This window comes from Streptomyces sp. NPDC001678, assembly GCF_042892945.1.
Taxonomy (GTDB): Bacteria; Actinomycetota; Actinomycetes; order Streptomycetales; family Streptomycetaceae; genus Streptomyces.
Window position 1 is genome coordinate 109,403 of record NZ_JBIAUP010000012.1, and the last position, 23,168, is coordinate 132,570.

The following is a 23,168-nucleotide window of genomic DNA, read 5'->3' on the forward strand; positions in this document are numbered from 1 at the left end:
GGGGCGGTGGGGGCTCTAGGTACGGCGGACGTAGAGCTCCACGGGGTTGAAGCCGACCGGGTCGGGGACGCGTGGCGGGACGCGGCGGAAGCCGGCCCGGGCCAGCGTGGAGCGGACGGCGATGCCGTCGATGTACTTGTCATGGATCTCCATCACGATCCGCGCCACCCGGGCCATCCACGGCCGGGGTTCGGCGAAGATCCCGGTCTCGCTGCCCTCGACGTCGACCTTCAGCAGGTCGACACGGTCGATGCCGTGGCTGTCCAGCAGATGTTCCACGGTGACCGCCCGGACTGTGCGCGGCGGCCGGGCCAGGACGTTCTCCAGCCGGTGGGGGCGGCTGCGGCGCAGCTCGCGGACGGCGGGGACGGCGGTGCAGGTGTCCCAGAAGCCGCTCACCGCGAACTCCAGTTCCCCTTCCCGGCCGTCGACGGCCAGCGGCTCGACGATCCATTCCAGGCCGGACAGCGCGGCGTTGCGCCGCAGGACCGCGAGGCTCTCCGCGATGGGCTCGACCGTCAGCAGTCGGCGCGGCCGGTAGCGGGCCGTCAGATAGGCGGCGGCCAGGCCGGTGTTGCCACCGAGGTCCACCACCGTGTCGAGGGTGGTGAGGGGCTCGTCCAGCGCGTAGACGGCGTCGAGCTCGTAGGAGCGGCGCAGGAACACCTGCCACAGGATCAGCAGATCGCTCTGGCTTCTGCGGACGACCACGGGCGCGGGGCGCTCCGGGGTGGCGAAGCGGAAGGACAGTAACGTCTCGCTGTCGAGGGGCGTGCCCGCGGCGCCCGCGAAGCGCCGGGCCATCCAGTACGGCACCGTCACCCGCCCGGCCCCCCGCGCCCGCCGGGCGCCCACCGCCATGTCCCGCACGCACCCGGCCGCCTCCCGCGCCAGTACCCGTGCCGTGCCCGTCCCCGCCGCCCGGTCGGCGTCCGACCGCAGATACGCGAATCCCATCGCCCCTACCCCCTCCGGCGCCCTTCCGGTACGTCCTGGAGCCCATCACGGTACGTGAAGGACCGGTGTCCACCGGGTGGTTCGGGAAGGGATGCCGCCGGACGGAGTACGCCGCGCGGCGGCAGGTGACCGGGCGGGAACGGTCAGATGCGGGTCGCCGGGACGGCCGGTGCGGCCTGCGGGCCCGGCGCGGGGGCGGCCAGGCGGGTGCGGACGAGGCGGTGCTGGGCGGCGCAGGTGGCGGCGATGAGGGCGCCGAAGGCCGTCCAGCCCAGGGGGCCCGTGGCGATGGCGGCCGTGACGGCCAGGGGGCCCACGGCGCGCTGGGTCGCCTGGGCGAGGCCGTGGACGCCCAGGTAGGCGCCCTGGGCGGTGTCGGGGGCCAGGGCGATGGACAACTCCCAGGACACGGTGGCGTGGAGCATCTCGGCGAGGGTGAAGCCGGTGGCGGCGAGGGTCAGGAAGACCGTGGCGGGCACGGCGCCGTGGGCGGCGCCGGCCGCCATGGCGATGCCGGACGCGGCGAAGACGGCGCCGAGGGGGAGGAGCAGCGCACGCGACCTGGCGGTCGTGGCGCCGAAGCGGGCGAGGGGCACCTGGAGGGCCACGACCAGCACGCTGTTGAGCACCAGCAGCAGGGGGACGAGGCCGTGCGGGGCGTCGGTGGCGCGGATCGCCCACAGGGGCAGGCCCACCCGGAAGACGGCGTCGTCGAGGAAGAGCACGGTCTCGCTGACCACGTACGCGAGATACGTACGGTCCTGCCAGGGGTTCGTGGGGCGCGCCGCCGGTACGGGCCCCGAGCCGCCCGCGACCGTGCGGGCGGGCGCGGACGCCTCCGCGCAGCGCAGGGTGATCAGGGCGGCGGCGACGAAGGAGAGGGCGTCGCCGAGGAGCAGGACCGTGTAGACGGTGGTCGTGCCGGCGGAGAGGGCCGCCGCCGCGCCGAGCCCGCCGACGGCCCAGCCGGCGTTGGCGACGGTGCGGTGGACCGCCTGGTAGCGCACCCGTTCGGGCCCGGCGATGCGGGAGGCGTAGAGCTTGGTGAGCACGCTCGACGCCCGGTCGCCGAAGCCGCCGGCCGCCGAACAGATCAGCAGGAGGGGGTAGTCGTGGGTGAGGAGCAGGCCCACGGCGCCTGCGGTGCGCAGCAGTTGGAGGGCGGCCAGGACGCGGACGACCGACAGCCGGTCGGCCAGCAGCCCGCCCACCGGCGCGCCCGCGATGCCGACGATCCCGGCGGCGGCGACCAGCGTGCCGACCTGGGCCAGGTCGAGGTGGGCGACGTAGGTGAAGTACAGGACCGAGGTGGCGGCCCACAGGCCGCTGCCCACCCGGTCGACGAGGGCGACGGCCAGCATGCGCCGCCCGTCCCGCCCTCCTGGAATCCGTGCCTTCGGTATCCGTGCCTCGCGCATCGTTCCCCCAGATTCCCTTGCCAACCAGATATGTATCAATACATAATTGACGATGTGGCAATACAATATGCGATCACTGGTACGACAGCCAAGACCCTCGCCGCGTCCGTCGAACGGGCCGTGACCGAGGGCGTCTTGGAGCCCGGCGCCGCGCTGCCGCCGGTGCGCAGGCTCGCGGAGGACCTCGGGATCAGCCCCGGCACGGTCGCGACCGCCTACAAGGAACTGCGGCGGCGCGGGATCGTCGTCACCCGGGGGAGGGGCGGCACGGTCGTCGCGCCCGCCCCCGCCGTGGCCTCCCGGCGCCCGCCCAAGGTGCCCGAAGGGCTGCGCGACCTGGCCGGCGGCCACCCCGACCCGGCCTTCCTCCCCGACCTCCTGCCGCCCGTCCGGCTCTCGCCCGGCGCCCGCTCCCACCGCTCGTCCCCCCGGCTGCCGCGCCTGGAGGAGGCCGTCCGCGCCTGGCTGGGGGCGGACGGGGTGCCGGTGGAGCACGTGACGTTCGCGCACGGCGCGCTGGACATGATCGGACGGCTGCTGTCCGTCGAGCTCCGCCCGGGCGACGCCGTGGCCATGGAGGACCCCGGCTACCACCACCTGCTCGACCTGGTCACGGCGCTCGGGCTGCGTACCGTCGCCGTCGCGGTCGATGACGAGGGCATCCGCCCCGAGGCCCTGCGCACGGCGCTGCGCGCGGGTGTGCGCGCCGTGGTGTGCAGCCCCCGGGCGCAGAACCCCTGCGGCGGCCGCTTCACCCCCGCCCGCCGGGACGCGCTGGTGGCGGTCCTGCGCGAGGCGCCCGACGTCCTCGTGATCGAGAACGACCACGCGGGGAGCGTCGCGGCGGCGCCCCTCCACACCCTCACCGGCGGTGGGCTCGCGCGCTGGGCGCACGTCGCGACCGTCACCAAGTACCTGGGCACGGACCTGCGCTGGGCGGCCGCCGCGTGCGACGCGACGACCCTCGCCCGGCACGACGGCCGGATGCTGCTCACCTCCGGCTGGGTGAGCCACCTGCTCCAGGAGACGGTCCTCGGCCTGATGACGGACACCGCGACCCGGGACCTGGTGCGCGGGGCCCGCGACGCCTACGAGGAACGGCGGCTGGCCCTGGCCGGTGAGCTCGGCCGGCACGGCATCACGGCCCACGGGGTGAGCGGCATGAACGTCTGGGTGCCCGTGCGGGACGAGTCCGCCGTGGTCAACGGGCTGCGGACGTACGGCTGGTGGGTCGCGGCCGGGGCGCGCTTCCGGATCGGCAGCGCGCCCGGGGTGCGCATCACCGCCGCCGGGCTGCCGCCCGCCGACGGGCGGCGGCTGGCCGCCGACTTCGCGGCGGTGCTGGGCGAGTCCCAGGCGACGTACGGGGGGTGAGGCCCACGGTGGGGGACCGGAGGTCAGCGCCGCTCCAGCTCCTCCTTGAGGACGGCGGCGGCGCTGATGTCCTGGTCACGGGTGGCCGTCAGCAGGGTGAGCGTCCGCTCCCCGGCCACCTCGCGCAGATGCCCGAGGGCGTTCTCGTGCGTCGCGTCGCCGTGGAGTTCGGCCCGGTAGCGGCGGCCGAACTCGGCGAACTTGCCCGGGTCGTGGCCGTACCAGACGCGCAGCCCGGTCGAGGGGGCGACGTCCTTGCACCACTCGTCGAGGGCGGCCGCCTCCTTGCGGAGGCCGCGCGGCCAGATCCGGTCGACCAGCACCCTGCTGCCGTCCGCCGCCGAGGGGTCCTCGTAGACCCTGCGCACCCGGATGTCGCGGTCCTTCTTCGCCGTCACCGTCACCTCCCGGTCGGGCTTCCATGGTCCGCCGCGCGGGCGGGCCGTGCACCCCGGAGCCGGGCCTCGTCGTAGCGGCGCAGGACCAGGTGGGCCACGGCCGGGTGGGCGCCGAGCGGCGCGGCCACGGCATCGGCCCCGCAGCCCGGCCCGGCCCGCCGGGCGAAGTCGCCCGGCGCCAGCAGGTACGGGGCCACCGCCACCGGCCCCGGACGGCCGCGCCCGCGCAGCGCCGCGACGGCCTCGGCGGGCGGGGGCAGCGGCCCGCCGAGGTGCGCGGGGACGACCGGCGCGCCCAGCCGCGCGCTCAGCAGCCCGGCCATGGCGCGCGTGGCCGCCGTCGCCGCCGGGTCCCGGGACCCGGCGGCCGTCAGCACCACGGCCCCGCCGGGTACGCGCCCGTGGTCGGGTACGCGCCCGTGCCACCCCGCCTCGCGCAGCCGCCCGCACAGCGCCTCGGCGAGCAGCGGGTCCGGGCCCAGCGCGGGCGCCGTCACGGCCCGGTGACCGGCACCGGCGGCGGCCAGCACGGCGGGGATGTCCACGCGGACGTGATACCCGGGCCCGAGCAGCACGGGCACCACCACGACGGGGCCCGCCACCCGGCCGAGCACGTCCGGCAACGAGGGCGAGGCCGGCCCCAGGAACCCGCACTCCACCCGCAGCCCCGGCCGCGCGGCCCGCACCCGCTCCAGCAGCCGGCGCACGGTCCGCACACCGGCCGGATCCCGGGTGCCGTGCGCGGCGGCGACGAGGACGGGCCCGGGCCCGTCCGGGGCGTCGGCGGCGGGGCGCCCACGCTCGCCCCGGGCCGGCGGGGCGAGCGTGCGGTACGCGGAGGCGGCCGGGCCGTCCCGCCGGTCGCGCCCCCCGGCAGGGACACCGGGCCTCCTGGCCGCCGGGCCCGTGTCCGGCAGCCGGTGCGCGGCCGGGCCCGGGATGCGGGGCGGCAGCGCCTCGTACCCGTCCATCACGCCCCCGCCAGCGCGTAGCCCCGCTTGGGGACCGTGCGGACCAGGGCCGCGTGGCGGCCCAGGGCCCTGCGCAGGCGGGCGATCGACATGTCGACCGCGTGCCGGTCGGCGCGGCCGTCCGGCCAGGCGCGGAGCAGCAGTTCGGTGCGGCTGAGCACCTGGCCGGGGTGCTCGGCGAGGGCGCGCAGCACCGCCGCCTGCAGCGGCGGCAGCCACACCGGGGCGCCGTCGCCGAGGAGCGCGTTGCCCTGGAGCACCAGGCGGTCCGGCCCGGGGCGGAGGTCCCGGCGGCCGTGCCGGGACAGGACGTCCTCCAGCGTCCGTACGAGCGCGCCGAGCCGGCTCCGCTCCGGGCAGTGCACCGGCACGTCCGCCTCCCGCAGGGGCTGGGCGCACAGCCGGCCGACGCAGAACGCCGCCGTGTCGTCGCGCAGCGCGGCCAGGAACCGTTCCCGCCGCCCGATCGCGGCGGCCGCCTCCAGCAGCGCCACGGCGGCCGGGGCGCTGGTGAACGTCAGCGCGTGCACCTCCGCGCGCGTGGTGGCCTCCACAAGGCGCCGGACCGCGCCCGGATCCTCCGGCGGCCCCCACCGGTAGACCGGGACCTCGATCACCTCGGCGCCCCGCTCGCGCAGCGCGGCCGTGAACTCCGGCAGCGGCGCCCCGTGTTCCTGGACCGCGACCCGGCGGCCGGTGAGATCCCGGGCGAGCAGCCACGTCAGCACCTCGTGAGTGGCCTCGGTCCCGGGCGCGAACGCCTCCGCCAGGCCACAGGCCCGTACCGCGCCGGTGGCCTTCGGGCCCCGGCTGACGACCGTGGCGTCCCGGAACGCGCCCAGCAGGGCGTCGGCCGTCCCCCATCCCTCGGCGGCGCTCATCCAGCCGCGCCAGCCCACGCCCGTCGTGGCGACGACGTAGTCCGGCGGAGCGGCGAGGCAGCGCTCGGTGGCGCGGCGCAGCGCGACGTCGTCACCGAGTGGCATGATGCGCAGCGCGGGGGCCTCCACGACGCGGGCCCCCCGGCGCACGAGCATCGCCACCAGCTCCTCGCGGCGCCGGTCGGCCGTCACCCCGATCGTGAAACCCGTCAGCGTTCCCGCCGCCCCGGCGGTCGTATTCCCCGAACTCATGGGCTCAGGCTTCCGGCGGTTTGTTACCGGCGAGTTGCCGCTCTGTCATGCAGGCATCAGTATTTGCCCGGCTTCTGTTAAATGTCGATGCCACGGACATCACATCGCCCCGGCGGGGTAGTGAGGAATTCGTGCCATGTCCGCAACACCCCGGACCCGGCCGTGTAACGGCCGGGACCAATGCTCGGCCCATGACTTCGACCGACACCCACTGCCCCTACTGCGCCTTGCAGTGCGGCATGCGACTGCGGCAGCGGCTCCCCGGCCCCGGCGGCCCGTCGCCCTCCGACCCGCCGGTCGACGTCGAGGAACGCCCCGGATTCCCCGTCAACCGGGGCGCGTTGTGCGGCAAGGGCCGCACCGCGCCCGCCCTCCTCGCCCCCGCCGTCCGCCTGACCGCGCCCCTGGTCCGCGACCCCCGCGACGGGGTGCTGCGCGAGGCGTCCTGGGCCACCGCCCTGGACCGGGTGGCCACCGGTTTCCGGCAGGCCGCCGAACGCCACGGGCCCGCGGCCGCCGGCGTCTTCGGCGGGGGCGGGCTGACCAACGAAAAGGCGTATCTGCTGGGCAAATTCGCCCGCGTGGTGCTGCGCACCCCGAACATCGACTACAACGGCCGCTTCTGCATGTCCTCTGCCGCCGCCGCCCACCGCGCGGCCTTCGGCATCGACCGCGGCCTGCCCTTCCCTCTGGAGGACGTCGCGACGACCGGCTGCGTCATTCTCGCCGGGGCCAACCCCGCCGAGACCATGCCGCCCTCGCTGCGCTACTTCACCCGCATGCGCGAGGCCGGCGGCCGGCTGATCGTCATCGACCCGCGCCGGACGCGCACCGCCGAGCAGGCCGACCTCCATCTGCGCCCGGTCCCCGGCACCGACCTCGCGCTCGCCCTGGGAATGCTCCACCTGGTGATCGCCGACGGCCATCTGGACGAGGAGTTCATCGCCGCCCGCACCACCGGCTTCGAAGGAGCCCGGGCCGCCGCCATGGCCCACTGGCCCGAACGGGTCGAGCAGATCACCGGGGTGCCCGTCTCACAACTGCGCGAAGCGGTACGCCTGTTCGCCGGGGCCGACACCGGCATGGTCCTCACCGCGCGCGGCAGCGAACAGCACAGCAAGGGCACCGACACCGTCCGCGCCTGGATCAACCTGTGCCTGGCCACCGGCAAGGCCGGCCGCCCCGGCAGCGGCTACGGATGCCTGACCGGCCAGGGCAACGGCCAGGGCGGCCGCGAGCACGGGCAGAAGTCCGACCAGCTCCCCGGCTACCGCTCGCTGACGGACCCCGCCGACCGCGCCCACGTCGCCGCCGTCTGGGGCGTCGACCCCGACACCCTCCCCGGCCCCGGCCCGTCCGCCTACGAACTGCTCGAACGCGCCGGAACCCCCGACGGCGTACGGGCCCTGCTCGTCATGGGCTCCAACCCGGTCGTCTCCGCGCCCCGCGCCGCCCACGTCACCGAGCGCCTCCGGGCGCTGGACCTCCTCGCCGTCAGCGACGTCGTGCTCTCCGAGACCGCCGAGCTGGCCGACGTGGTCCTGCCCGCCGCCCAGTGGGCCGAGGAGACCGGCACCACCACCAACCTCGAAGGCCGGGTGATCCTCCGTCAGGCGGCAGTCCCCCCGCCCCCCGGGGTCCGCACCGACCTCACCGTCCTCAAGGAGCTGGCCGCGCGCCTGGGCACCACCCGGGGCTTCCCCGACGACCCGCGGGAGGTCTTCGACGAGCTGCGCCGGGCCTCGGCGGGCGGCGCCGCCGACTACGCGGGCATCGACTACGACCGCATCCGCGCCGAGAACGGCGTCTTCTGGCCCTGCCCCGACCCCGCGCACCCGGGTACACCCCGCCTGTTCCTCGACCGCTTCGCCACCCCCGACGGCCGGGCCCGGTTCGCCGGGGCCGGCCACCGACCGCAGGCCGAGGAGCCCGACCACGCCTATCCGCTGCACCTCACCACCGGACGGGTCACCGCCCAGTACCAGAGCGGCGCCCAGACCCGCCGGGTCGCCGAGCTCAACGCGGCCGCCCCCGGCCCGTTCGTCGAACTCCACCCCCACCTCGCCGAGCACCTCGGCGTCGGCGAGGGCGACGTACTGGCCGTCACCAGCCGGCGCGGCCGCGCCCTCGCCCCCGCCAGGATCACCACCGCCATCCGCCCCGACACCGTCTTCATGCCCTTCCACTGGAACGGACCCGGCCGCGCCAACACCCTCACCAACCCCGCCCTGGACCCCCAGTCGCGCATGCCCGAGTTCAAGGTCTGCGCGGTACGGGTGGAGAAGGCCACCGAAGCCGAGGCCCGCGCATGAGCACGAGCACAAGCCCCCGCCGCGTCGCCGTCGTCGGCGCCGGCATGGCCGCCGCCCGCTTCGCCCAGCAGCTTCTCGCCCGCACACCGCCCGGCACCGTCGAGGTGACGCTGTACGGCGCGGAGCCGGACGCGCCCTACAACCGCACCCTCCTCGCCGACGTCCTCACCGGCCGCCACGACCCCGACGGCATCGGCCTGCCCCTGGGCGAGGGCGCGACCCTGCGCACCGGCACCCGGGTCACGGCCGTCGCCCCCGCCACCCGCTCCCTCACCCTGGCCGACGGCACCACCGGCCACTACGACACCCTCGTCCTCGCCACCGGAGCCGCCCCCGTCCTGCCACCCCTGCGGGGCCTGCGCGACGGTGGGCCTCGCGACGGCGACGGGCCCGTCCACGGCGACGGACTCCTCGGCGGCGTCCACGTCCTGCGCACGCTCGCCGACTGCCGGGCCCTGGCCGCGGCCGCCCGCCGCGCCGCGCACGCCGTCGTCATCGGCGGCGGAGTGCTCGGCGTCAGCGCCGCCCGGGCCCTGGCCGCCCTCGGCACGGCCACCACGATCGTCCACCGGGCCGCATGGGTGATGGAACGTCATCTCGACGACCGATCGACGCACTTGGTGCACGGGCAGCTCACGGCCCTCGGCATCACCACCCACCTCGCAGCCCACCCCGTCGCCCTCCACGGCGCCGGCCACGTCCACACCGTCGAACTCGCCGACGGCACCGAGCTGGAGACCGATCTCGTCCTGCTCGCCTGCGGCACCCGGCCCCGCACCGCGCTGGCGCGGGCGGCGGGGCTGCGCGTACGCCACGGAGTCGTCGTCGACGACCGGCTGGCCACCTCCGCCCCCTACGTCCACGCCATCGGCGACTGCGCCGAGCACCGGGGCGTCGTCCACGGACTGACCGGACCCGCATGGGACCAGGCCGACGCCCTCGCCGCCCGCCTCGCGGGCACGGACCCCGGAGCACGCCGCACCGCCGCCAGGCCCCTGACCCGGCTGTCGGCGGGCCCCCTCCAGCTCACCGCGTTCGGCGACATGACCGCCGAACACGACCCCGGCCACGACGTGCTGCGCTATTCCGACACCACGCGCGGCACCTCCACCACGCTCGTCCTGCGCGGCGACCGGCTCGTCGCCGGCGTCCTCCTGGGCGACCTCACCACCACGGGCGACATCGCGCTCGCCTGGCACCGGGACGACCCCCTGCCCGCAGACCCCTCCTACCTGCTCATCCCCGAAGGAGCCCGCGCGTGACGCCCCCGCCCTCCACCTCCGGCCCGCACCGACTGGTCCTCGTCGGCCACGGCATGGTCGGCCAGCGCTTCCTGGAAGCCCTCCACGAGCGGACCGGCACGGCCGGGCGCATCACGGTGACCGTCCTCGCGGCCGAGCCCCGGCCCGCCTACGACCGGGTCCACCTCACCTCGGCCCTCAGCGGCACCACCGCCGACGAACTGTCCCTGTGCCCGCCGGACTTCCTCACCGCCCACGGCATCGACCTGCGCCTGGGCGAGGCGGCCGTCGCCGTCGACCGCCCGGCCCGCACTGTCACCACCGCCTCCGGCGCCCGCGTGCCCTACGACACCCTCGTCCTCGCCACCGGCTCCTACCCCTTCGTCCCGCCCGTCCCCGGCCACGACGCCGACGGCTGCCACGTCTACCGCACCCTGGAGGACGTCGCCGCCATCCGCGCCGACGCCGCCGACGCCCGCACCGGCGCCGTCATCGGCGGCGGACTCCTCGGCCTGGAGGCCGCCGGAGCCCTGCGCGCCCTCGGACTCGACACCCACGTCGTCGAATTCGCCCCCCGGCTGATGGCCCTTCAAATAGACGACGCCGGCGGCGCGCTGCTCCGCAGCAAGATCGAGAACCTCGGCGTCACCGTGCACACGAGCGCCGGCGCCCAGGCCGTCGAGACCGGCCCCGACGGCCGTGTCAGCGCCCTGACCCTCTCCGACGGCACCGGTTTCCCCACCGACCTCGTCGTCTTCTCGGCGGGCGTCCGGCCCCAGGACCGGCTCGCCCGGGACTGCGGACTGCCCGTCGGCGAACGCGGCGGCATCGTCGTCGACGCCCGCTGCCGCACCGCCGATCCGCACGTCTTCGCGATCGGCGAATGCGCCCTGGCCGTAGACGGCCGCGTCTACGGGCTCGTCGCCCCTGGCTACGCCATGGCCGAGACCGCCGCCCGCGCCATCACCGGCGACACGACCGGCGAGTTCACCGGCGCCGACACCTCCACCCAGCTCAAGCTCCTCGGCGTCGGCGTGGCCAGCTTCGGCGACGCCCACGGCACCACCGAGGGCGCCCTGGACATCACCTACGCCAACAGCCGGGCCGGCGTCTACAAGAAACTGGTCCTCGGCCCCGACGGCTCCCTGCTCGGCGGCATCCTCGTCGGGGACACCGACGCCTACGCCACCCTCCGCCCCCTCGCGGGCAACGGCGCCCCCCTGCCCGTACCGGCGGAACAACTGCTCCTGCCCCAGCCGGCCGGCTCGACCGGCGGCGGTGTCGGCGCCGCGGCGCTGCCCGACGAGGCCGTCGTCTGCTCCTGCCACAACGTCACCAAGGGAACCATCCGCGCCGCCGTCGCCGAGCGCCGGCGCGCCTCCGTCCCCGCCGTCAAGAAGTGCACCAAGGCCGGCACCGGCTGCGGAAGCTGCGAGAAGCTCCTCACCTCGATCATCGCCGACGAACTCGCCGCGGCGGGCACACCGGTCAGCCGCGGACTGTGCGAGCACTTCACCCACACCCGCGCCGAGCTCTACGAGATCATCCGCGTCAAGGGCATCACCACCTTCGCCCGGCTCCTCGCCGAACACGGCACCGGCCGGGGCTGCGCCGTCTGCAAGCCGGCCATCGCCTCCATCCTGGCCGGGCTCGGCGACACCTCCTACATCCTCGACGGCGAACAGGCCGCCCTCCAGGACACCAACGACCACTTCCTCGCCAACCTCCAGCGCAACGGCTCCTACTCCGTCGTCCCCCGCGTCCCCGGCGGCGAGATCACCCCCGACGGCCTGATCACCATCGGCGCCATCGCCCGGGACTTCGGCCTCTACACCAAGATCACCGGCGGTCAGCGCATCGACATGTTCGGCGCCACCGTCGACCAGCTCCCCGCCATCTGGCGCCGGCTCGTCGACGCGGGCTTCGAGTCCGGGCACGCCTACGGCAAGTCCCTGCGCACCGTGAAGTCCTGCGTCGGGCAGACCTGGTGCCGCTACGGCGTCCAGGACTCCGTGGCCCTCGCCATCGAACTGGAGCTCCGCTACCGGGGCCTGCGCTCCCCCCACAAGATCAAGGCCGCCGTCTCCGGCTGCGCCCGCGAGTGCGCCGAGGCACAGAGCAAGGACTTCGGCGTCATCGCCACCGCCCAGGGCTGGAACCTCTACGTCGGCGGCAACGGCGGTGCCACCCCCCGCCACGCCGACCTCCTCCTGAAGGACACCGACCGCGACACCCTCCTGCGGACCATCGACCGCTTCCTGATGTTCTACATCCGCACCGCCGACCGGCTGGAGCGCACCGCCCCCTGGATCGAACGCCTCGAAGGCGGCCTCGACCACCTGCGCGCCGTCGTCGTCGACGACGTGCTCGGCATCGCCGGGGAACTGGACGAGCTGATGGCCCGCCACATCGAGGGCTACGAGGACGAGTGGGCCGCCACCCTCGCCGACCCCGACCGGCTGCGGCGCTTCGTCTCCTTCGTCAACGCCCCGGGAACACCGGACCCCTCCGTCAGCTTCGTCCCCGAGCGCGAGCAGATCCGCCCGGCCCTCCCCGAAGAGGTAGGCACCCGATGAACGACCACCCCACCACCGGCCCCACCCCGCCCGACCCCCTTCACCCCGACGCGCGGGTGGAGATCGACGGGACCGGCACCGACGGAATTGGCACCGACGGGACCGGCACCGACGGGACCGGCGACGACACGGCCTGGACCGCCGTCTGCCGCTACGGCGACCTCACCCCGGGACGCGGCGTCACCGCCCTCGTCGCCGGGCGGCAGGTCGCGGTCTTCCGCGACGAGAGCGGAACGCTCTACGCGCTGGACAACCGCGACCCCGTCAGCGGCGCGTACGTCATCTCACGGGGGATCACCGGCAGCCTGGGCGGCGTGCCGGTGGTGACCTCGCCCATGTACAAGGAGACGTACGACCTGCGGACGGGCGTGCGCGTCGGCGAGGACGTCGGCGACGACAGCGGCGAGGGCGGCGACGCCACGGCGGACCGCCTGCGGACGTGGCCGGTCCGCGCGGTCCACCCCGTGCCCGGACCGCAGGCCCCGGCGGCCCCGTCCGGCCCGCGCCCCGGGGAGACCCGGTGACCCCGGCGGGCCTGGCGGCCCCGGCGGACCCGGCCGTCCGGGGCCGCACCCTGACCGACTGGCGGCCGGAGGAGCCCGAGTTCTGGGAACGCACGGGCGCCCGCGTCGCCCGGCGCAATCTGCTGCTGTCCGTGGCCACCGAGCACATCGGCTTCTCGGTGTGGAGCATGTGGTCGGTGCTGGTGCTCTTCCTCGGCCCCGAGTACGGCATCGACCCGGCGGGCAAGTTCACGCTCACGGCCGTGCCGACCGTCGTCGGCGGCGTCCTGCGGCTGCCCTACACCTACGCGGTGGCCCGCTTCGGGGGCCGCGCCTGGACGGTGTTCAGCTCGCTCCTGCTGCTGGTGCCCACCCTCCTCATGGCCGCCGTCCTCAAGCCGGGGGTGTCCTTCACGACCCTGCTGCTCGTCGCCTCCGTGGCGGGGGTGGGCGGCGGCAACTTCGCCTCCTCCATGGCCAACATCAACGCCTTCTACCCCCGGAGCCTCAAAGGCCGGGCCCTGGGCGTCAACGCCGGCGTCGGCAACATCGGCGTCCCCGCCGTGCAGCTCGCCGGCCTCCTCGTCCTCGCCACCGCCGACGCGGGCCACCCCGCCGTGCTCCCGCTGGCCTACGTCCCCCTGATCGTCCTCGCCACCCTCGGCGCCCTGCGCTGGATGGACGACCTCCCGGCGGTGCGCGACGCCCGGCCCGTGCTCGGCGAGATCATCCGCGACGGCCACACCTGGGGGCTCTCGCTGCTGTACATCGGGACGTTCGGGTCGTTCATCGGCTTCTCGTTCGCCTTCGGACTGGTGCTCCAGACGCAGTTCCACGATCAGTTCGACACACCGGTGAAGGTCGCGAGCCTCACCTTCCTCGGCCCCCTGCTGGGCTCGCTGGCCCGCCCGTACGGGGGCGCCCTGGCCGACCGCCTCGGCGGCGCCCGCGTCACCCTCGCCGTCTTCGCGGCCATGGCGGCGTGCAGCGGGCTCATCCTCGCCGCCGCGCGGGCTCACTGGGCCGTGGTCTTCTTCGCCGGGTTCATCGCCCTGTTCGTGCTCAGCGGCGTCGGCAACGGCTCGACCTACCGCATGATCCCGGCCGTCCACGGCACCCGGGTCCGCCGCGCGACCACCCTCATCGGCTTCGCCGGCGCGGTGGGCGCGCTGGGCGGAGTGCTGGTGAACGTGGCGTTCCGGCAGTCGTTCCAGAGCACGGGGAACGGCGAATGGGCGTACGCGGGGTTCCTCGTCTTCTACGCGGTGTGCGCGGCGGTGACGTACGGGGTGTACGGCCGACGCCGGCTGGGATGAGGGCGCCTACAACGGTGACGCGGGCCGCCCGGACGCACCATAATGCGGCGAGCGGATCCGGGAGGTGCGTGGCATGGCGGTGTTCGTGCTGGTGGCGGGCGGATGGCTGGGCGGCTGGGCCTGGCGGGACGTCGCGGCGGAACTGGAGCGCGCGGGGCACCGGGCCGTACCGGTCACCCTGACCGGCCTCGGGGACCGCGCGCATCTCGCCACGGCGGAGACCGGGGTGGGCACCCACGTCCAGGACATCCTCAACGTCCTGGAGTACGAGGAGCTCTCCGGCGTCGTCCTGGTGGGCCACAGCTACGGCATCTTCCCCGTCCTGGGCGCCGCCGACCGCTCCCCGGATCGCGTCGGCCGCGTCGTCTTCCTGGACGCCGCCGCGCCGCGGGACGGGCAGAGCGTCGTCAACACCTTCATGGACCCCGAACGGCGGGCGGCGTTCGAGGAACGGGTCGCGACCGAGGGCGAGGGCCTGCGCCTCCCGCTGCCGGAACCGGACGAACTCCCCCTGTGGGGCAGTGTCGACGGCATGGACGACGCGGCCCTGGCCCGGATGCGCCGCCTCGCCGTCGGCCACCCCTACGGCTCCTTCACCGAACCCCTCCACCTGACCGGAGCGGGTGACGGGCTGCCCGCCTCGGCGGTGTTCTGCACGGCCAACGGCAACACCGTCGCCGTGATCGAGGCCCTCTACCGGGCCGGCGACCCACGGCTGAGGGCCGTGGTCGACGAGGACACCACCTTCTTCGAGCTGCCCACCGGCCACTACCCGATGCTCTCCGTGCCCACCGCCACCGCCCAGGTGCTGATCGACGCGGCGGAGGGCCGGGGCAAGCGCTTCGAGGCGGGGCCGTGAGACCACCGCCCGCCGCGTGACCGTTCGTCCCCGCCGTCGTTGGTCACGACGGGTACACGTATCACCGCCGGGCCGCCAGGGCATCACCCTGGCGGCCCGGCGTTCGTGTGCCGCCACCCCGGTCCCATGAGCCGGTGTGTCACATCCGTACGGTCTCCTTCGTCATATTCGTCATAGGGATGACGAAAGCCGACGGAAGAAAGCGACCGATGAACGACGAGGAATTCCTGGCCGAGCGCTTCGAAGCGCACCGTACCCACCTGCGTGCGGTCGCCTACCGGATGCTCGGCTCGCTGAGCGAGGCCGACGACGCGGTGCAGGAGGCCTGGCTGCGGCTGGCGCGCACCGACACCGGGGACGTCGCGAACCTGGGCGGGTGGCTGACGACCGTGGTGGGCCGGGTGTGCCTGGACATGCTGCGCTCACGGAACACGCGCGGCGAGCAGCCCCTGGACGTCCATGTGCCCGACCCGGTCGTGAGCGGCGCCGACGGGATCGACCCCGAGCACGAGGCGCTGCTGTCCGACTCCGTCGGCCTGGCGCTGCTCGTGGTGCTGGAGTCGCTCGCTCCCGCCGAGCGGCTGGCGTTCGTGCTGCACGACATGTTCGCCGTGCCCTTCGACGAGATCGCCCCCATGGTCGGCCGCACCCCGGCGGCCGCCCGCCAGCTCGCCAGCCGGGCCCGCCGCCGGGTACGGGGCGCGGCACCGGTGCCCGACGCCGACCTCGGCCGGCAGTGGGAGGTCGTCGACGCGTTCCTCGCCGCCTCGCGCGGCGGCGACTTCGACGCCCTGGTGGCCCTGCTCGACCCGGAGGTCGTCCTGCGCGCCGACACCGGAGCGGGCCTCGCGGGCCCGTCGCGGGAGCTGCGCGGCCCCGCCGCGGTGGCCGGACAGGCGCTCCTGTTCCAGCGCGCCGCCGCCTTCGCGCGCCTGGCGCTCGTCAACGGCGCCGCGGGCATCGTGTCCGTCATCGACGGGCGACCGACGGCCGTCCTGGGCTTCACGATCACGGATGGGAAGGTCGTCGAGATCGACATCCTGGCCGACCCCGAGCGGCTGAACGGACTCGATCTGACGGTCCTGGACGGCTGACGCGCGTCCGCTACCACATCTGTCGTAGCTTCCTCCGTTTGCATGCGTGTACCCCTCGGGAGTGGTTGGCTTAAGGGTCGCTTTTCCGATGAGAGGGGCAATCAGGGCATGGCTTCAAGTGCGCCTGCACCCGGAGTGTTCATCACGGAGCGTTCGAGCGGAGTCCGGACGATCACGGGGGTGGGGACGTCCACCCCCGCTTTCCTCGGCTACACGGTGGGCGGCCCGACGGCCCCCACGCCACCGACACGGATCAACAGCTGGTCCGAGTTCGTGGACACGTTCCACTTCCGCTCCCCGATGGGGGTGGAGGAAGTAAGGCGGGCGTTGAAGAGGCTGGCCGATGCCCCTGCGGAGCTCGACCGTCTGGGAGCGGATTTCGCGGAGAAGGCCACCACGGGCAACCCTCCCGTCCTCACCCAGGAAGAACTCACCGTTCTCGCCGTGGTACAGGCTGCCGACTGGGCAGGCGAAGAGGTCGGCGACGAGGACAGGACAGCGGCCGAAGCCGCGGTGAAGAAGGCGGTGGAAAAGCTTCCCGGGCCGTACGGGCTCTGGAAGGCGGTCGGGAACGAGCTGGCCGGCCTCAAACGGCGTGAGGGCGAGCTGACCCCCCTCGGCGCGTGCTTCGATAAAGCGCTGGAGGTCCAGCTGCCCGAAGCCGTCTATGGCTTCTTCGCCAACGGCGGCACTTCCTGTTACGTCCTCCGCCTCGACCCCGACCAGCCCCTCGCGAACGAGGTCGACGGCAACCCCGACGAACGCACTGGCCTCGCCGGGCTCAAGTCGGTGCCGGACGTGACCATGGTCGCGGTCCCGGACGTATGGCGCGAGGGCACCACGGAGGAAAACGGTGCGGCCATCATGAACAATGTGGCCGCCCACTGCTCGACCATGGGCAACAGGCTCGCCCTCCTCGAACCACCACGCGATACAGCACCCGCCGACGTACCCGAGTTCCTCACCCACCTGACGGGCCTGGACCCCGACGCGGCGTTCATGTCGTTGTACTACCCCTGGGTGAAGGTCCCCGGGGTGGACGGTGTCCCGCGTACCGTGCCGCCGTCCGGCCACCTGGCCGGCGTGTGGGCCCGTACGGACGCCGAGCGCGGCGTCTTCAAGGCACCGGCGAACCAGAACCTGCGCGGCGTGCTGTCCCTGCCCACGCTGCTCACCGACCAACGCCACGGCGAGCTGAACGACAAGGGGGTCAACTGCCTCCGGGTCTTCCCCGACCGGGGCCTGCTGGTGTGGGGCGCCCGTACGCGCTCCGGCAGCCGTGACTGGAAGTACCTCAACGTCCGCCGCTTGGTGTCGTTCCTCTCCGACTCCATCCGTCAATCCTCGACGTGGGCCGTCTTCGAGCCCAACGACGACCGTCTCTGGGCCACCCTCCGGCACTCGGTCAGCAGCTTCCTGACCGACCAGTGGCGCCAGGGCGCGCTGCTCGGCCGCACCCCTGACGAGGCGTTCTACGTGATCTGCGACCGTACGAACAACACCTCGGCGACGATCGACGACGGCAAGGTGATCTGTGACATCGGGATCGCTCCGGTGCGTCCCGCCGAGTTCGTGCACTTCACCATCACCCAGATCGCCGGCCAGCCCGGTGCCAACAGCTGACGCCCGGAACCCAGGAGGTACCGCACGTGTTGACCGGTGACACCTTCAGCAGCAGCACCTTCGCCATCGAACTGGGCAAGTTCCAGGTCGAGACCGTCCAGGACGTCTCCGGGCTGACCCTGGAACAGGACGTCGTCGAGACCCGCCAGGTGTCCTCGACCGGCGAGCTGATCGTGCGCAAACAGCCTGGCGCGCGCAAGACCGGCGAGATCACGGTCACCCGGGGCATGGACAAGAGCACCGCCTTCACCGACTGGATCAAGACCACGCTGGTCAACGCCGACCTCGACAGCGCCCGGCAGAACATCACCATCGCCCTGAAGGACGCGCAGAAGCAGACCGTCCGCCGCATTCACCTCACCAACGCCTGGGCCTCCCGCTGGGAGGGCCCCCAACTCGGCGCATCCAACTCCGGGATCGCGACGGAACAGGTGACGATCACCTACGAGGACATCACCGTCGAATAGCCCGAAGTCGAACAGTCGAGAGGGGAACAGCAGCGATGACCACGAGCCCGAAGCCTCCGGGTGTCTACGTCACGGAGAAGTCCAGCGGCGTGCGCATGATCGTCGGAGTGGGCACGTCCACCCCGGCCTTCCTCGGATACACGACCACACCGACACAGAATCCCACGGAGACGACGACTCCTCCGTTCACGCCGGACGAGCGGAAGATCCCGCAACCGATCCGCGGCTGGCAGGAGTTCGCCGACCGCTACAGCATTCCGGATCTGGGGAAGGAGCTGGCGGCCCTCCTGAAGAAGTCGCCACTGGCGGCCGGGGACCAGAAAAGGATCCAGGTCCTCCAGCGCTGCCTCACCCTGGCCGAGGCGGTCTACGGGTTCTTCGCCAACGGCGGCACGTCTTGTTACGTCGTCGGCTTCCTGAATCCGGACGCGAAGGTGGATGCCCCCGCCCTCGCCGGCAACGCGGAGACACGCACGGGGCTCGGCGGGCTGGAGACGGTCCCCGAAGTGACCATGGTCGCCGTGCCCAGCCTCTGGGACATGACCGTCGCGGCCACCGACACGCAGGACCCGCCGACACCGGTCCCGGCGAACGGAAAGCCGCTCATCGACCAGGTCCTCGCCCACTGCACCGCGCAGCGCAACCGCCTCGCGCTGGTCGACCCGCCGCCCGGTCAACTCGTAGAACCGCTCAAGACATTCGTGGGTGACAACCTCGCCTCGACGGACCCGGACGCGGCGTTCACGGCGCTGTACTACCCCTGGGTGAAGGTCCCCGGCGTGGACGGCGTCCCGCGTACCGTGCCGCCGTCCGGCCACCTGGCCGGCGTGTGGGCCCGTACGGACGCCGAGCGCGGTGTCTTCAAGGCCCCCGCCAACCAGAACCTGCGCGGCGTGCTCGACCTCCCCACCCTGCTGACCGACGACCAGAACGGGGAGCTGAACGACAAGGGCGTCAACTGCCTGCGGGTCTTCCCCGGCCGGGGCCTGCTGGTGTGGGGTGCCCGGACACGCTCCACCAGCCGTGACTGGAAGTACCTCAACGTCCGCCGGCTCGTGTGCTTCCTCTCCGATTCCATCCGTCAGTCGTCCACCTGGGCCGTCTTCGAGCCCAACGACGACCGTCTCTGGGCCACCCTCCGGCACTCGGTCACCAGTTTCCTGACCGACCAGTGGCGGCAGGGCGCACTGCTCGGCCGCACCCCCGACGAAGCCTTCTATGTGATCTGCGACAGCACCAACAACACCTCGGCGACGATCGACGCCGGTCAGGTGATCTGTGACATCGGGATCGCTCCGGTGCGTCCCGCCGAGTTCGTGCACTTCACCATCACCCAGATCGCCGGCCAACCCGGCCAGAGCGGCTGAGGCCGTGCCGAAGATCGTGGTCAGGGAGGCCGACACGGTTACGCTCACCCTGACCCCGCCGGCCGTGTTCACGCCGCCGCCCACACCCTTCTTCATACCGCTGGGCACGGCGGGATTCCGGGTCGAAAGGCGCTTCGCCTGTGTGCCCGAGGACATCGAGTTGTGGGTCTTCCCGCCCATCGGCTATTCGGTGCCGCCGGCGTTTCCGACTGCGGGCACCGGGCGCGTCCAGCTGAAGGTTCCTGCGGCGAACCGCGCCAAGTACGCCCGGACGAGCCAGGGCGTGAAGGAAGTCGTCGTCAACGGCGGCCCGCTCGACCTGGTATTCACCGTGCTCGCCCCGGCCAGCAACCCCACCGCCACGGACACCACACCCACGTACCAGGGCAGGGCGACCCTCACCTGCCCCCGCGTACGCCCCGTGACGGCCGGCTAGAAAAGAAGCACTCCACTGCACTGCGCCACTGCGCCCTGCGAACGGCAAAAGAGAGCAGCACAGCGAAGGAGTGGATTTGACATGCAGGACACCGGTCAGCCGGAGGAATACCCTCTCCTCAGCGGCACGGTAACGCCGCACTCCGTCACGGTCGGGCCCGACGGCTACCTTTGGGTGACGACCCACGACAGCACGCTCGTCCAGGTGAACCCGAAGAGCATCGCTTCTCAACTCAAGGTCACCAGGGATGTCCGCCCGCTTTCCGCCGGAATCATTCCGGACCCGTGTCCGGACCGGAAGGACGGGAAGAAGGTCGTATGGTTCGCCTCTCCCCGGTACGAGCAGGACTACGACCCGGTCATCGAGTACGACATCGAGAACCAGAAGCGGCTCAACGAGTTCGATCTGGCCGATGACGCCAGGGCTCAGACCATCGCGTCGCTCCTGCTCAACAAGGGCACTCCCGGAACTCCCGACTACGTCTACTGGATCATGTTCGCCGAGCCCGTGCACACGCTGGTGGGCTATTGCGACCCGGAAGACCAGTCCAGCAAGCCGCAGACGTACCCGTTCCCGAACCCTCAACAGGACCCCGTCTACGACACGTGGCTCTGGTCCGTGGCCGTCACCGCACCGGAGAGCGCGAAATCGCTCTCGGAGTGCGTCTATTGGGCGACGGGCCAAGTCAGCGACACAGGGGGCTCAGGGGGGACGCTCAAGCGGAAGACGAACAGCCTCTTCAGGTACGCACCGGCCAAGGATGACAAGCCGGCCCCCATTTCGCTCCCCGGCGGGAAGGACCAGAAACCGGTTCACGTCGTCGCCGACCCCAAGGGGGGTGCGATATGGGTGGGCACCGAAACTCCGAATCAGATCTGCCGGTACGACACGGAACTCCGCAGCTGGAGGCAGCGAGACATCCCCGGAGGGGGCGCACCCCGCCAGATGATGCTGGGCGTGGACGGGAATCTCTGGGTGGCGTGCAGCAATGGGATCTCGCGGTTCCGGACGGACGTCGCGATCACCCCGCTGCCCGGCCCGGCCCTGCCGAGCGGCGGCGACGCCATGGGGTTGTGCGTGTCCAAGGACGGCAAATGGGTCTGGTACACCAATCCGACCAACAAGTCGATCGGCAAGTATCCGATCCCCGATGACCCGAGTAGCGCCGCCGGGAAGACCCAGTTCATGTCCCAGCTGGTGGGTGAAGCCCCCTCGGGACGGCTCACCGGGAAGACCGGCGTGGTCCAGTACGTCAGCAATGGCACCCCCATTCCCGGCGTACCGCTCACCTGCCGTGTGTTCTCCGACGGTGGTACGACATTCAGGGACGGAAGCACAGAAGTACTCCTGACCACGGACGCCCGAGGCAGGGCCGCGCTCCCCGCCCTGCTGGCCGGTCAGGAGGAGGAGAAGGTGATGGTCCAGGTCGGTTACGGCGACACCGAGACTCCCGCCGCCATCTCCCTCCGCGTGCGGCCCGAGTCGACGGAGAGGTGAGCCCAGCGATGCCCTCCATGACCGGCAACAGCTCCACCGATCCTCACCATCCGCTGGCAGGTTCGGCCAAGCCTGCCTCCCTCGTCTACAACCCGCATGACCGGAAGGTGTGGTTCGTCACCAACGACGCGCAATTAGGATGGTTCGCCACCGGGGCACCCTACGAGAGCAAGGTCCTCGACTCGCCCGACAAGGGCAGGAGCGCGGAAACCCTGGCGGCTTGGAACCAGGTCGTATGGATGTACGCACTGGCAACCGGTGAAGGCTGCGTGGTCAGGTGCACGCCCACGGCCGGCGGCGACGGCCGCTACGACAACTGCGACAGGGGTACGGCCGCGTCCTGCTCCGCCATGGCGATCGGCACCGATTCGACAGGTGCCGAAAGGATCGTCGCGACCCTCTCGGGCATGGCTTCGCTGACGTTCATCGATGCGCAGGGCGGCATCCAGACGTCCAACGCGTTCTCCCGTCCGCTGCATGGACTCGCCGTCGCGAAGAAGGCCCCTCAGGAATACTGGCTGAGCTCTCCCGACTCGGGCTGCGTGGTCTCGTTCGACGCCAAGAGCGGCGCATTCTCCGGCAACCCCGTCCGCCTCGACGGCGACGCGACCCCCGGACATCTGGCGATCACCGAAACCGCCGGTGAGCGGGCGCTCTGGGTGGCGACCACCGGCGCATACCTCATCAAGTACGACCTCGACCGCAAGTCCCAGCAAAAGGTCGACACCGCTGCCGTCCCCGACCGGCTGTTCGCGATGCCGGACGGCTCCCTGTGGTTCACCATGCCGTCCGCCGACGCGGTGGACTGCGTCCTCCCCGGTGCCGCACACACATCCGGCAGTATCGACACCGGCAAGGGATCGAAGCCGTCGGGCATCGCGATGGACGCGAACTCCCAGCTGTGGGTCGGGCTCGAAGGAACCGGGGAGATGTTCCACATCTCGAAGTTCCGGCTCATCCCGAAGGCGGGGCAGGGCCAGGAGGCGACGGTCGGCGCCCAGTTCAAGACCCCTCTCCGGGTCCTGGCCGCCAATCTCGACGGAACGCCGGTCGGAAAGGCGACCATCAAGTTCGTCCTCCAGGGCGATCAGGCGCGTTTCGTCGGAGGCGCGGCGTACGACATCAAGCCCGTACACGACTCGGGCGATTTGATGGGCATCGCCGAGAGCGCGCCGCTGGTGGCGCTGAAGCCCGGGCGGGTGGACGCCTCGGCCGAATGGCTCGAAGAGGACGGCTTCACGCCGTTCGAGGGCATCGTCGTCAAGGACAAGGTCGGTCCGCCCGACCACCTGGGGTATCGCTCGGGCGCGGGGCAACGCGCCACCGTGGGGAAGAAGTTCACGCTGCCGCTCAGCGTCGTCGTGCAGGACAAGAACGGCGCGCCCGTGAAGAAGACGAAGGTCGTCTTCAGGGTCATGGACGACTCGGCCTCGTTCGAGGGCGGCTCCGCTACCACGGAGGCCACCAGCGGCGCGGACGGTGTCGCCACCACCTCGCAGTCCCTCATCGCGGGCCCGGAAGCCGACAGGTTCACGGTCGAGGCCTGGGCGGAGGGCGCCCGGGCGGGCGTGACGTTCCGCGAGTACATCATCGACTAGCACCGTCGATCGGTCGGATCCCGCCTGA

General features: G+C 72.8%; 19 protein-coding genes. 14 read left to right on the plus strand and 5 right to left on the minus strand.

Annotated elements, in window-relative coordinates:
- Positions 1 to 15 precede the first annotated feature (15 nt).
- Positions 16 to 957, minus strand: coding sequence for an FkbM family methyltransferase (locus tag ACFYZR_RS24205; protein WP_391913584.1), 942 nt, complete (start codon positions 955 to 957; stop codon positions 16 to 18).
- A gap of 143 nt (positions 958 to 1,100) precedes the next feature.
- Positions 1,101 to 2,318 carry an MFS transporter gene (locus tag ACFYZR_RS24210; protein WP_391913586.1) on the minus strand — a complete coding sequence of 406 codons (1,218 nt, stop codon included), beginning with the start codon at positions 2,316 to 2,318 and terminating at the stop codon, positions 1,101 to 1,103.
- Positions 2,319 to 2,429: 111 nt separating this feature from the next.
- Between ACFYZR_RS24210 and ACFYZR_RS24215 the strand changes: the two genes are divergently transcribed.
- Positions 2,430 to 3,749 carry an aminotransferase class I/II-fold pyridoxal phosphate-dependent enzyme gene (locus tag ACFYZR_RS24215; protein WP_391913588.1) on the plus strand — a complete coding sequence of 440 codons (1,320 nt, stop codon included), beginning with the start codon at positions 2,430 to 2,432 and terminating at the stop codon, positions 3,747 to 3,749.
- A gap of 23 nt (positions 3,750 to 3,772) precedes the next feature.
- Here ACFYZR_RS24215 and ACFYZR_RS24220 read toward each other — a convergent pair whose 3' ends face one another.
- From ACFYZR_RS24220 to ACFYZR_RS24230, 3 genes are read right to left on the minus strand one after another with little or no spacing between them, the layout of a single operon-like run.
- Positions 3,773 to 4,147 carry a DUF488 domain-containing protein gene (locus tag ACFYZR_RS24220; RefSeq protein ID WP_391913590.1) on the minus strand — a complete coding sequence of 125 codons (375 nt, stop codon included), beginning with the start codon at positions 4,145 to 4,147 and terminating at the stop codon, positions 3,773 to 3,775.
- A gap of 2 nt (positions 4,148 to 4,149) precedes the next feature.
- Positions 4,150 to 5,118: a sirohydrochlorin chelatase gene (locus ACFYZR_RS24225; protein WP_391913592.1), complete on the minus strand. Its 969-nt coding sequence runs from the start codon at positions 5,116 to 5,118 to the stop codon at positions 4,150 to 4,152.
- Positions 5,118 to 6,251 carry a uroporphyrinogen-III synthase gene (locus tag ACFYZR_RS24230; RefSeq protein WP_391913594.1) on the minus strand — a complete coding sequence of 378 codons (1,134 nt, stop codon included), beginning with the start codon at positions 6,249 to 6,251 and terminating at the stop codon, positions 5,118 to 5,120. Before ACFYZR_RS24230 ends, ACFYZR_RS24225 begins: the two co-directional genes overlap by 1 nt.
- 191 nt (positions 6,252 to 6,442) lie before the next feature.
- Between ACFYZR_RS24230 and ACFYZR_RS24235 the strand changes: the two genes are divergently transcribed.
- The 13 genes from ACFYZR_RS24235 to ACFYZR_RS24295 all read left to right on the plus strand — a co-directional run bounded on the left by ACFYZR_RS24235 (position 6,443) and on the right by ACFYZR_RS24295 (position 23,140).
- A complete protein-coding gene (locus ACFYZR_RS24235; RefSeq protein WP_391913596.1) occupies positions 6,443 to 8,563 on the plus strand; it encodes a molybdopterin oxidoreductase family protein in 2,121 nt (706 codons plus the stop codon).
- Positions 8,560 to 9,825 (plus strand): NAD(P)/FAD-dependent oxidoreductase, encoded by a 1,266-nt coding sequence (locus ACFYZR_RS24240; protein ID WP_391913598.1) that lies wholly within the window; start codon positions 8,560 to 8,562, stop codon positions 9,823 to 9,825. The genes ACFYZR_RS24235 and ACFYZR_RS24240 overlap by 4 nt, the downstream gene beginning before the upstream one ends.
- Positions 9,826 to 9,878: 53 nt before the next feature.
- Complete coding sequence (gene nirB / locus ACFYZR_RS24245) at positions 9,879 to 12,380, plus strand: nitrite reductase large subunit NirB (RefSeq protein ID WP_391913785.1); 2,502 nt, start codon at positions 9,879 to 9,881, stop codon at positions 12,378 to 12,380.
- Positions 12,377 to 12,904, plus strand: coding sequence for a nitrite reductase (NAD(P)H) small subunit (locus ACFYZR_RS24250; protein WP_391913600.1), 528 nt, complete (start codon positions 12,377 to 12,379; stop codon positions 12,902 to 12,904). Before nirB ends, ACFYZR_RS24250 begins: the two co-directional genes overlap by 4 nt.
- Positions 12,901 to 14,199, plus strand: coding sequence for an MFS transporter (locus tag ACFYZR_RS24255; RefSeq protein WP_391913602.1), 1,299 nt, complete (start codon positions 12,901 to 12,903; stop codon positions 14,197 to 14,199). Before ACFYZR_RS24250 ends, ACFYZR_RS24255 begins: the two co-directional genes overlap by 4 nt.
- A gap of 73 nt (positions 14,200 to 14,272) precedes the next feature.
- Positions 14,273 to 15,058 carry an alpha/beta fold hydrolase gene (locus ACFYZR_RS24260; protein WP_391913604.1) on the plus strand — a complete coding sequence of 262 codons (786 nt, stop codon included), beginning with the start codon at positions 14,273 to 14,275 and terminating at the stop codon, positions 15,056 to 15,058.
- 209 nt (positions 15,059 to 15,267) lie between these two features.
- Complete coding sequence (locus ACFYZR_RS24265) at positions 15,268 to 16,152, plus strand: sigma-70 family RNA polymerase sigma factor (RefSeq protein WP_391913606.1); 885 nt, start codon at positions 15,268 to 15,270, stop codon at positions 16,150 to 16,152.
- A gap of 180 nt (positions 16,153 to 16,332) precedes the next feature.
- Entirely contained in the window at positions 16,333 to 17,775 is a 1,443-nt protein-coding gene (locus ACFYZR_RS24270; protein WP_391913608.1) for a phage tail sheath family protein, read from the plus strand.
- Positions 17,776 to 17,801: 26 nt separating this feature from the next.
- Positions 17,802 to 18,242, plus strand: a complete 441-nt coding sequence (locus tag ACFYZR_RS24275) for a phage tail protein (RefSeq protein WP_391913610.1) — start codon at positions 17,802 to 17,804, stop codon at positions 18,240 to 18,242.
- Between the two features lie 35 nt (positions 18,243 to 18,277).
- The gene (locus ACFYZR_RS24280; RefSeq protein ID WP_391913612.1) at positions 18,278 to 19,609 is read left to right on the plus strand and encodes a phage tail sheath family protein; all 1,332 of its coding nucleotides are present in this window, start codon (positions 18,278 to 18,280) and stop codon (positions 19,607 to 19,609) included.
- A 4-nt stretch (positions 19,610 to 19,613) separates the two neighbouring features.
- On the plus strand, positions 19,614 to 20,045 hold the full coding sequence (locus ACFYZR_RS24285; protein ID WP_391913614.1) for a hypothetical protein: 432 nt from the start codon (positions 19,614 to 19,616) through the stop codon (positions 20,043 to 20,045).
- Positions 20,046 to 20,126: 81 nt separating this feature from the next.
- Positions 20,127 to 21,542, plus strand: coding sequence for a hypothetical protein (locus tag ACFYZR_RS24290; RefSeq protein ID WP_391913616.1), 1,416 nt, complete (start codon positions 20,127 to 20,129; stop codon positions 21,540 to 21,542).
- Positions 21,543 to 21,550: 8 nt separating this feature from the next.
- Positions 21,551 to 23,140 (plus strand): hypothetical protein, encoded by a 1,590-nt coding sequence (locus tag ACFYZR_RS24295; protein ID WP_391913618.1) that lies wholly within the window; start codon positions 21,551 to 21,553, stop codon positions 23,138 to 23,140.
- Positions 23,141 to 23,168: the final 28 nt, after the last annotated feature.

Bases quoted from the DNA above. Each gene is read 5' to 3' on its own strand.
- ACFYZR_RS24205 (WP_391913584.1), bottom strand. From the start codon at position 957: ATGGGATTCGCGTATCTGCGGTCGGACGCCGACCGGGCGGCGGGGACG.
- ACFYZR_RS24210 (WP_391913586.1), bottom strand. From the start codon at position 2,318: ATGCTGGCCGTCGCCCTCGTCGACCGGGTGGGCAGCGGCCTGTGGGCC.
- ACFYZR_RS24225 (WP_391913592.1), bottom strand. From the start codon at position 5,118: ATGGACGGGTACGAGGCGCTGCCGCCCCGCATCCCGGGCCCGGCCGCG.
- ACFYZR_RS24230 (WP_391913594.1), bottom strand. From the start codon at position 6,251: ATGAGTTCGGGGAATACGACCGCCGGGGCGGCGGGAACGCTGACGGGT.
- ACFYZR_RS24235 (WP_391913596.1), top strand. From the start codon at position 6,443: ATGACTTCGACCGACACCCACTGCCCCTACTGCGCCTTGCAGTGCGGC.
- ACFYZR_RS24240 (WP_391913598.1), top strand. From the start codon at position 8,560: ATGAGCACGAGCACAAGCCCCCGCCGCGTCGCCGTCGTCGGCGCCGGC.
- nirB (WP_391913785.1), top strand. From the start codon at position 9,879: ATGGTCGGCCAGCGCTTCCTGGAAGCCCTCCACGAGCGGACCGGCACG.
- ACFYZR_RS24250 (WP_391913600.1), top strand. From the start codon at position 12,377: ATGAACGACCACCCCACCACCGGCCCCACCCCGCCCGACCCCCTTCAC.
- ACFYZR_RS24260 (WP_391913604.1), top strand. From the start codon at position 14,273: ATGGCGGTGTTCGTGCTGGTGGCGGGCGGATGGCTGGGCGGCTGGGCC.
- ACFYZR_RS24265 (WP_391913606.1), top strand. From the start codon at position 15,268: ATGAACGACGAGGAATTCCTGGCCGAGCGCTTCGAAGCGCACCGTACC.
- ACFYZR_RS24280 (WP_391913612.1), top strand. From the start codon at position 18,278: ATGACCACGAGCCCGAAGCCTCCGGGTGTCTACGTCACGGAGAAGTCC.
- ACFYZR_RS24290 (WP_391913616.1), top strand. From the start codon at position 20,127: ATGCAGGACACCGGTCAGCCGGAGGAATACCCTCTCCTCAGCGGCACG.
- ACFYZR_RS24295 (WP_391913618.1), top strand. From the start codon at position 21,551: ATGCCCTCCATGACCGGCAACAGCTCCACCGATCCTCACCATCCGCTG.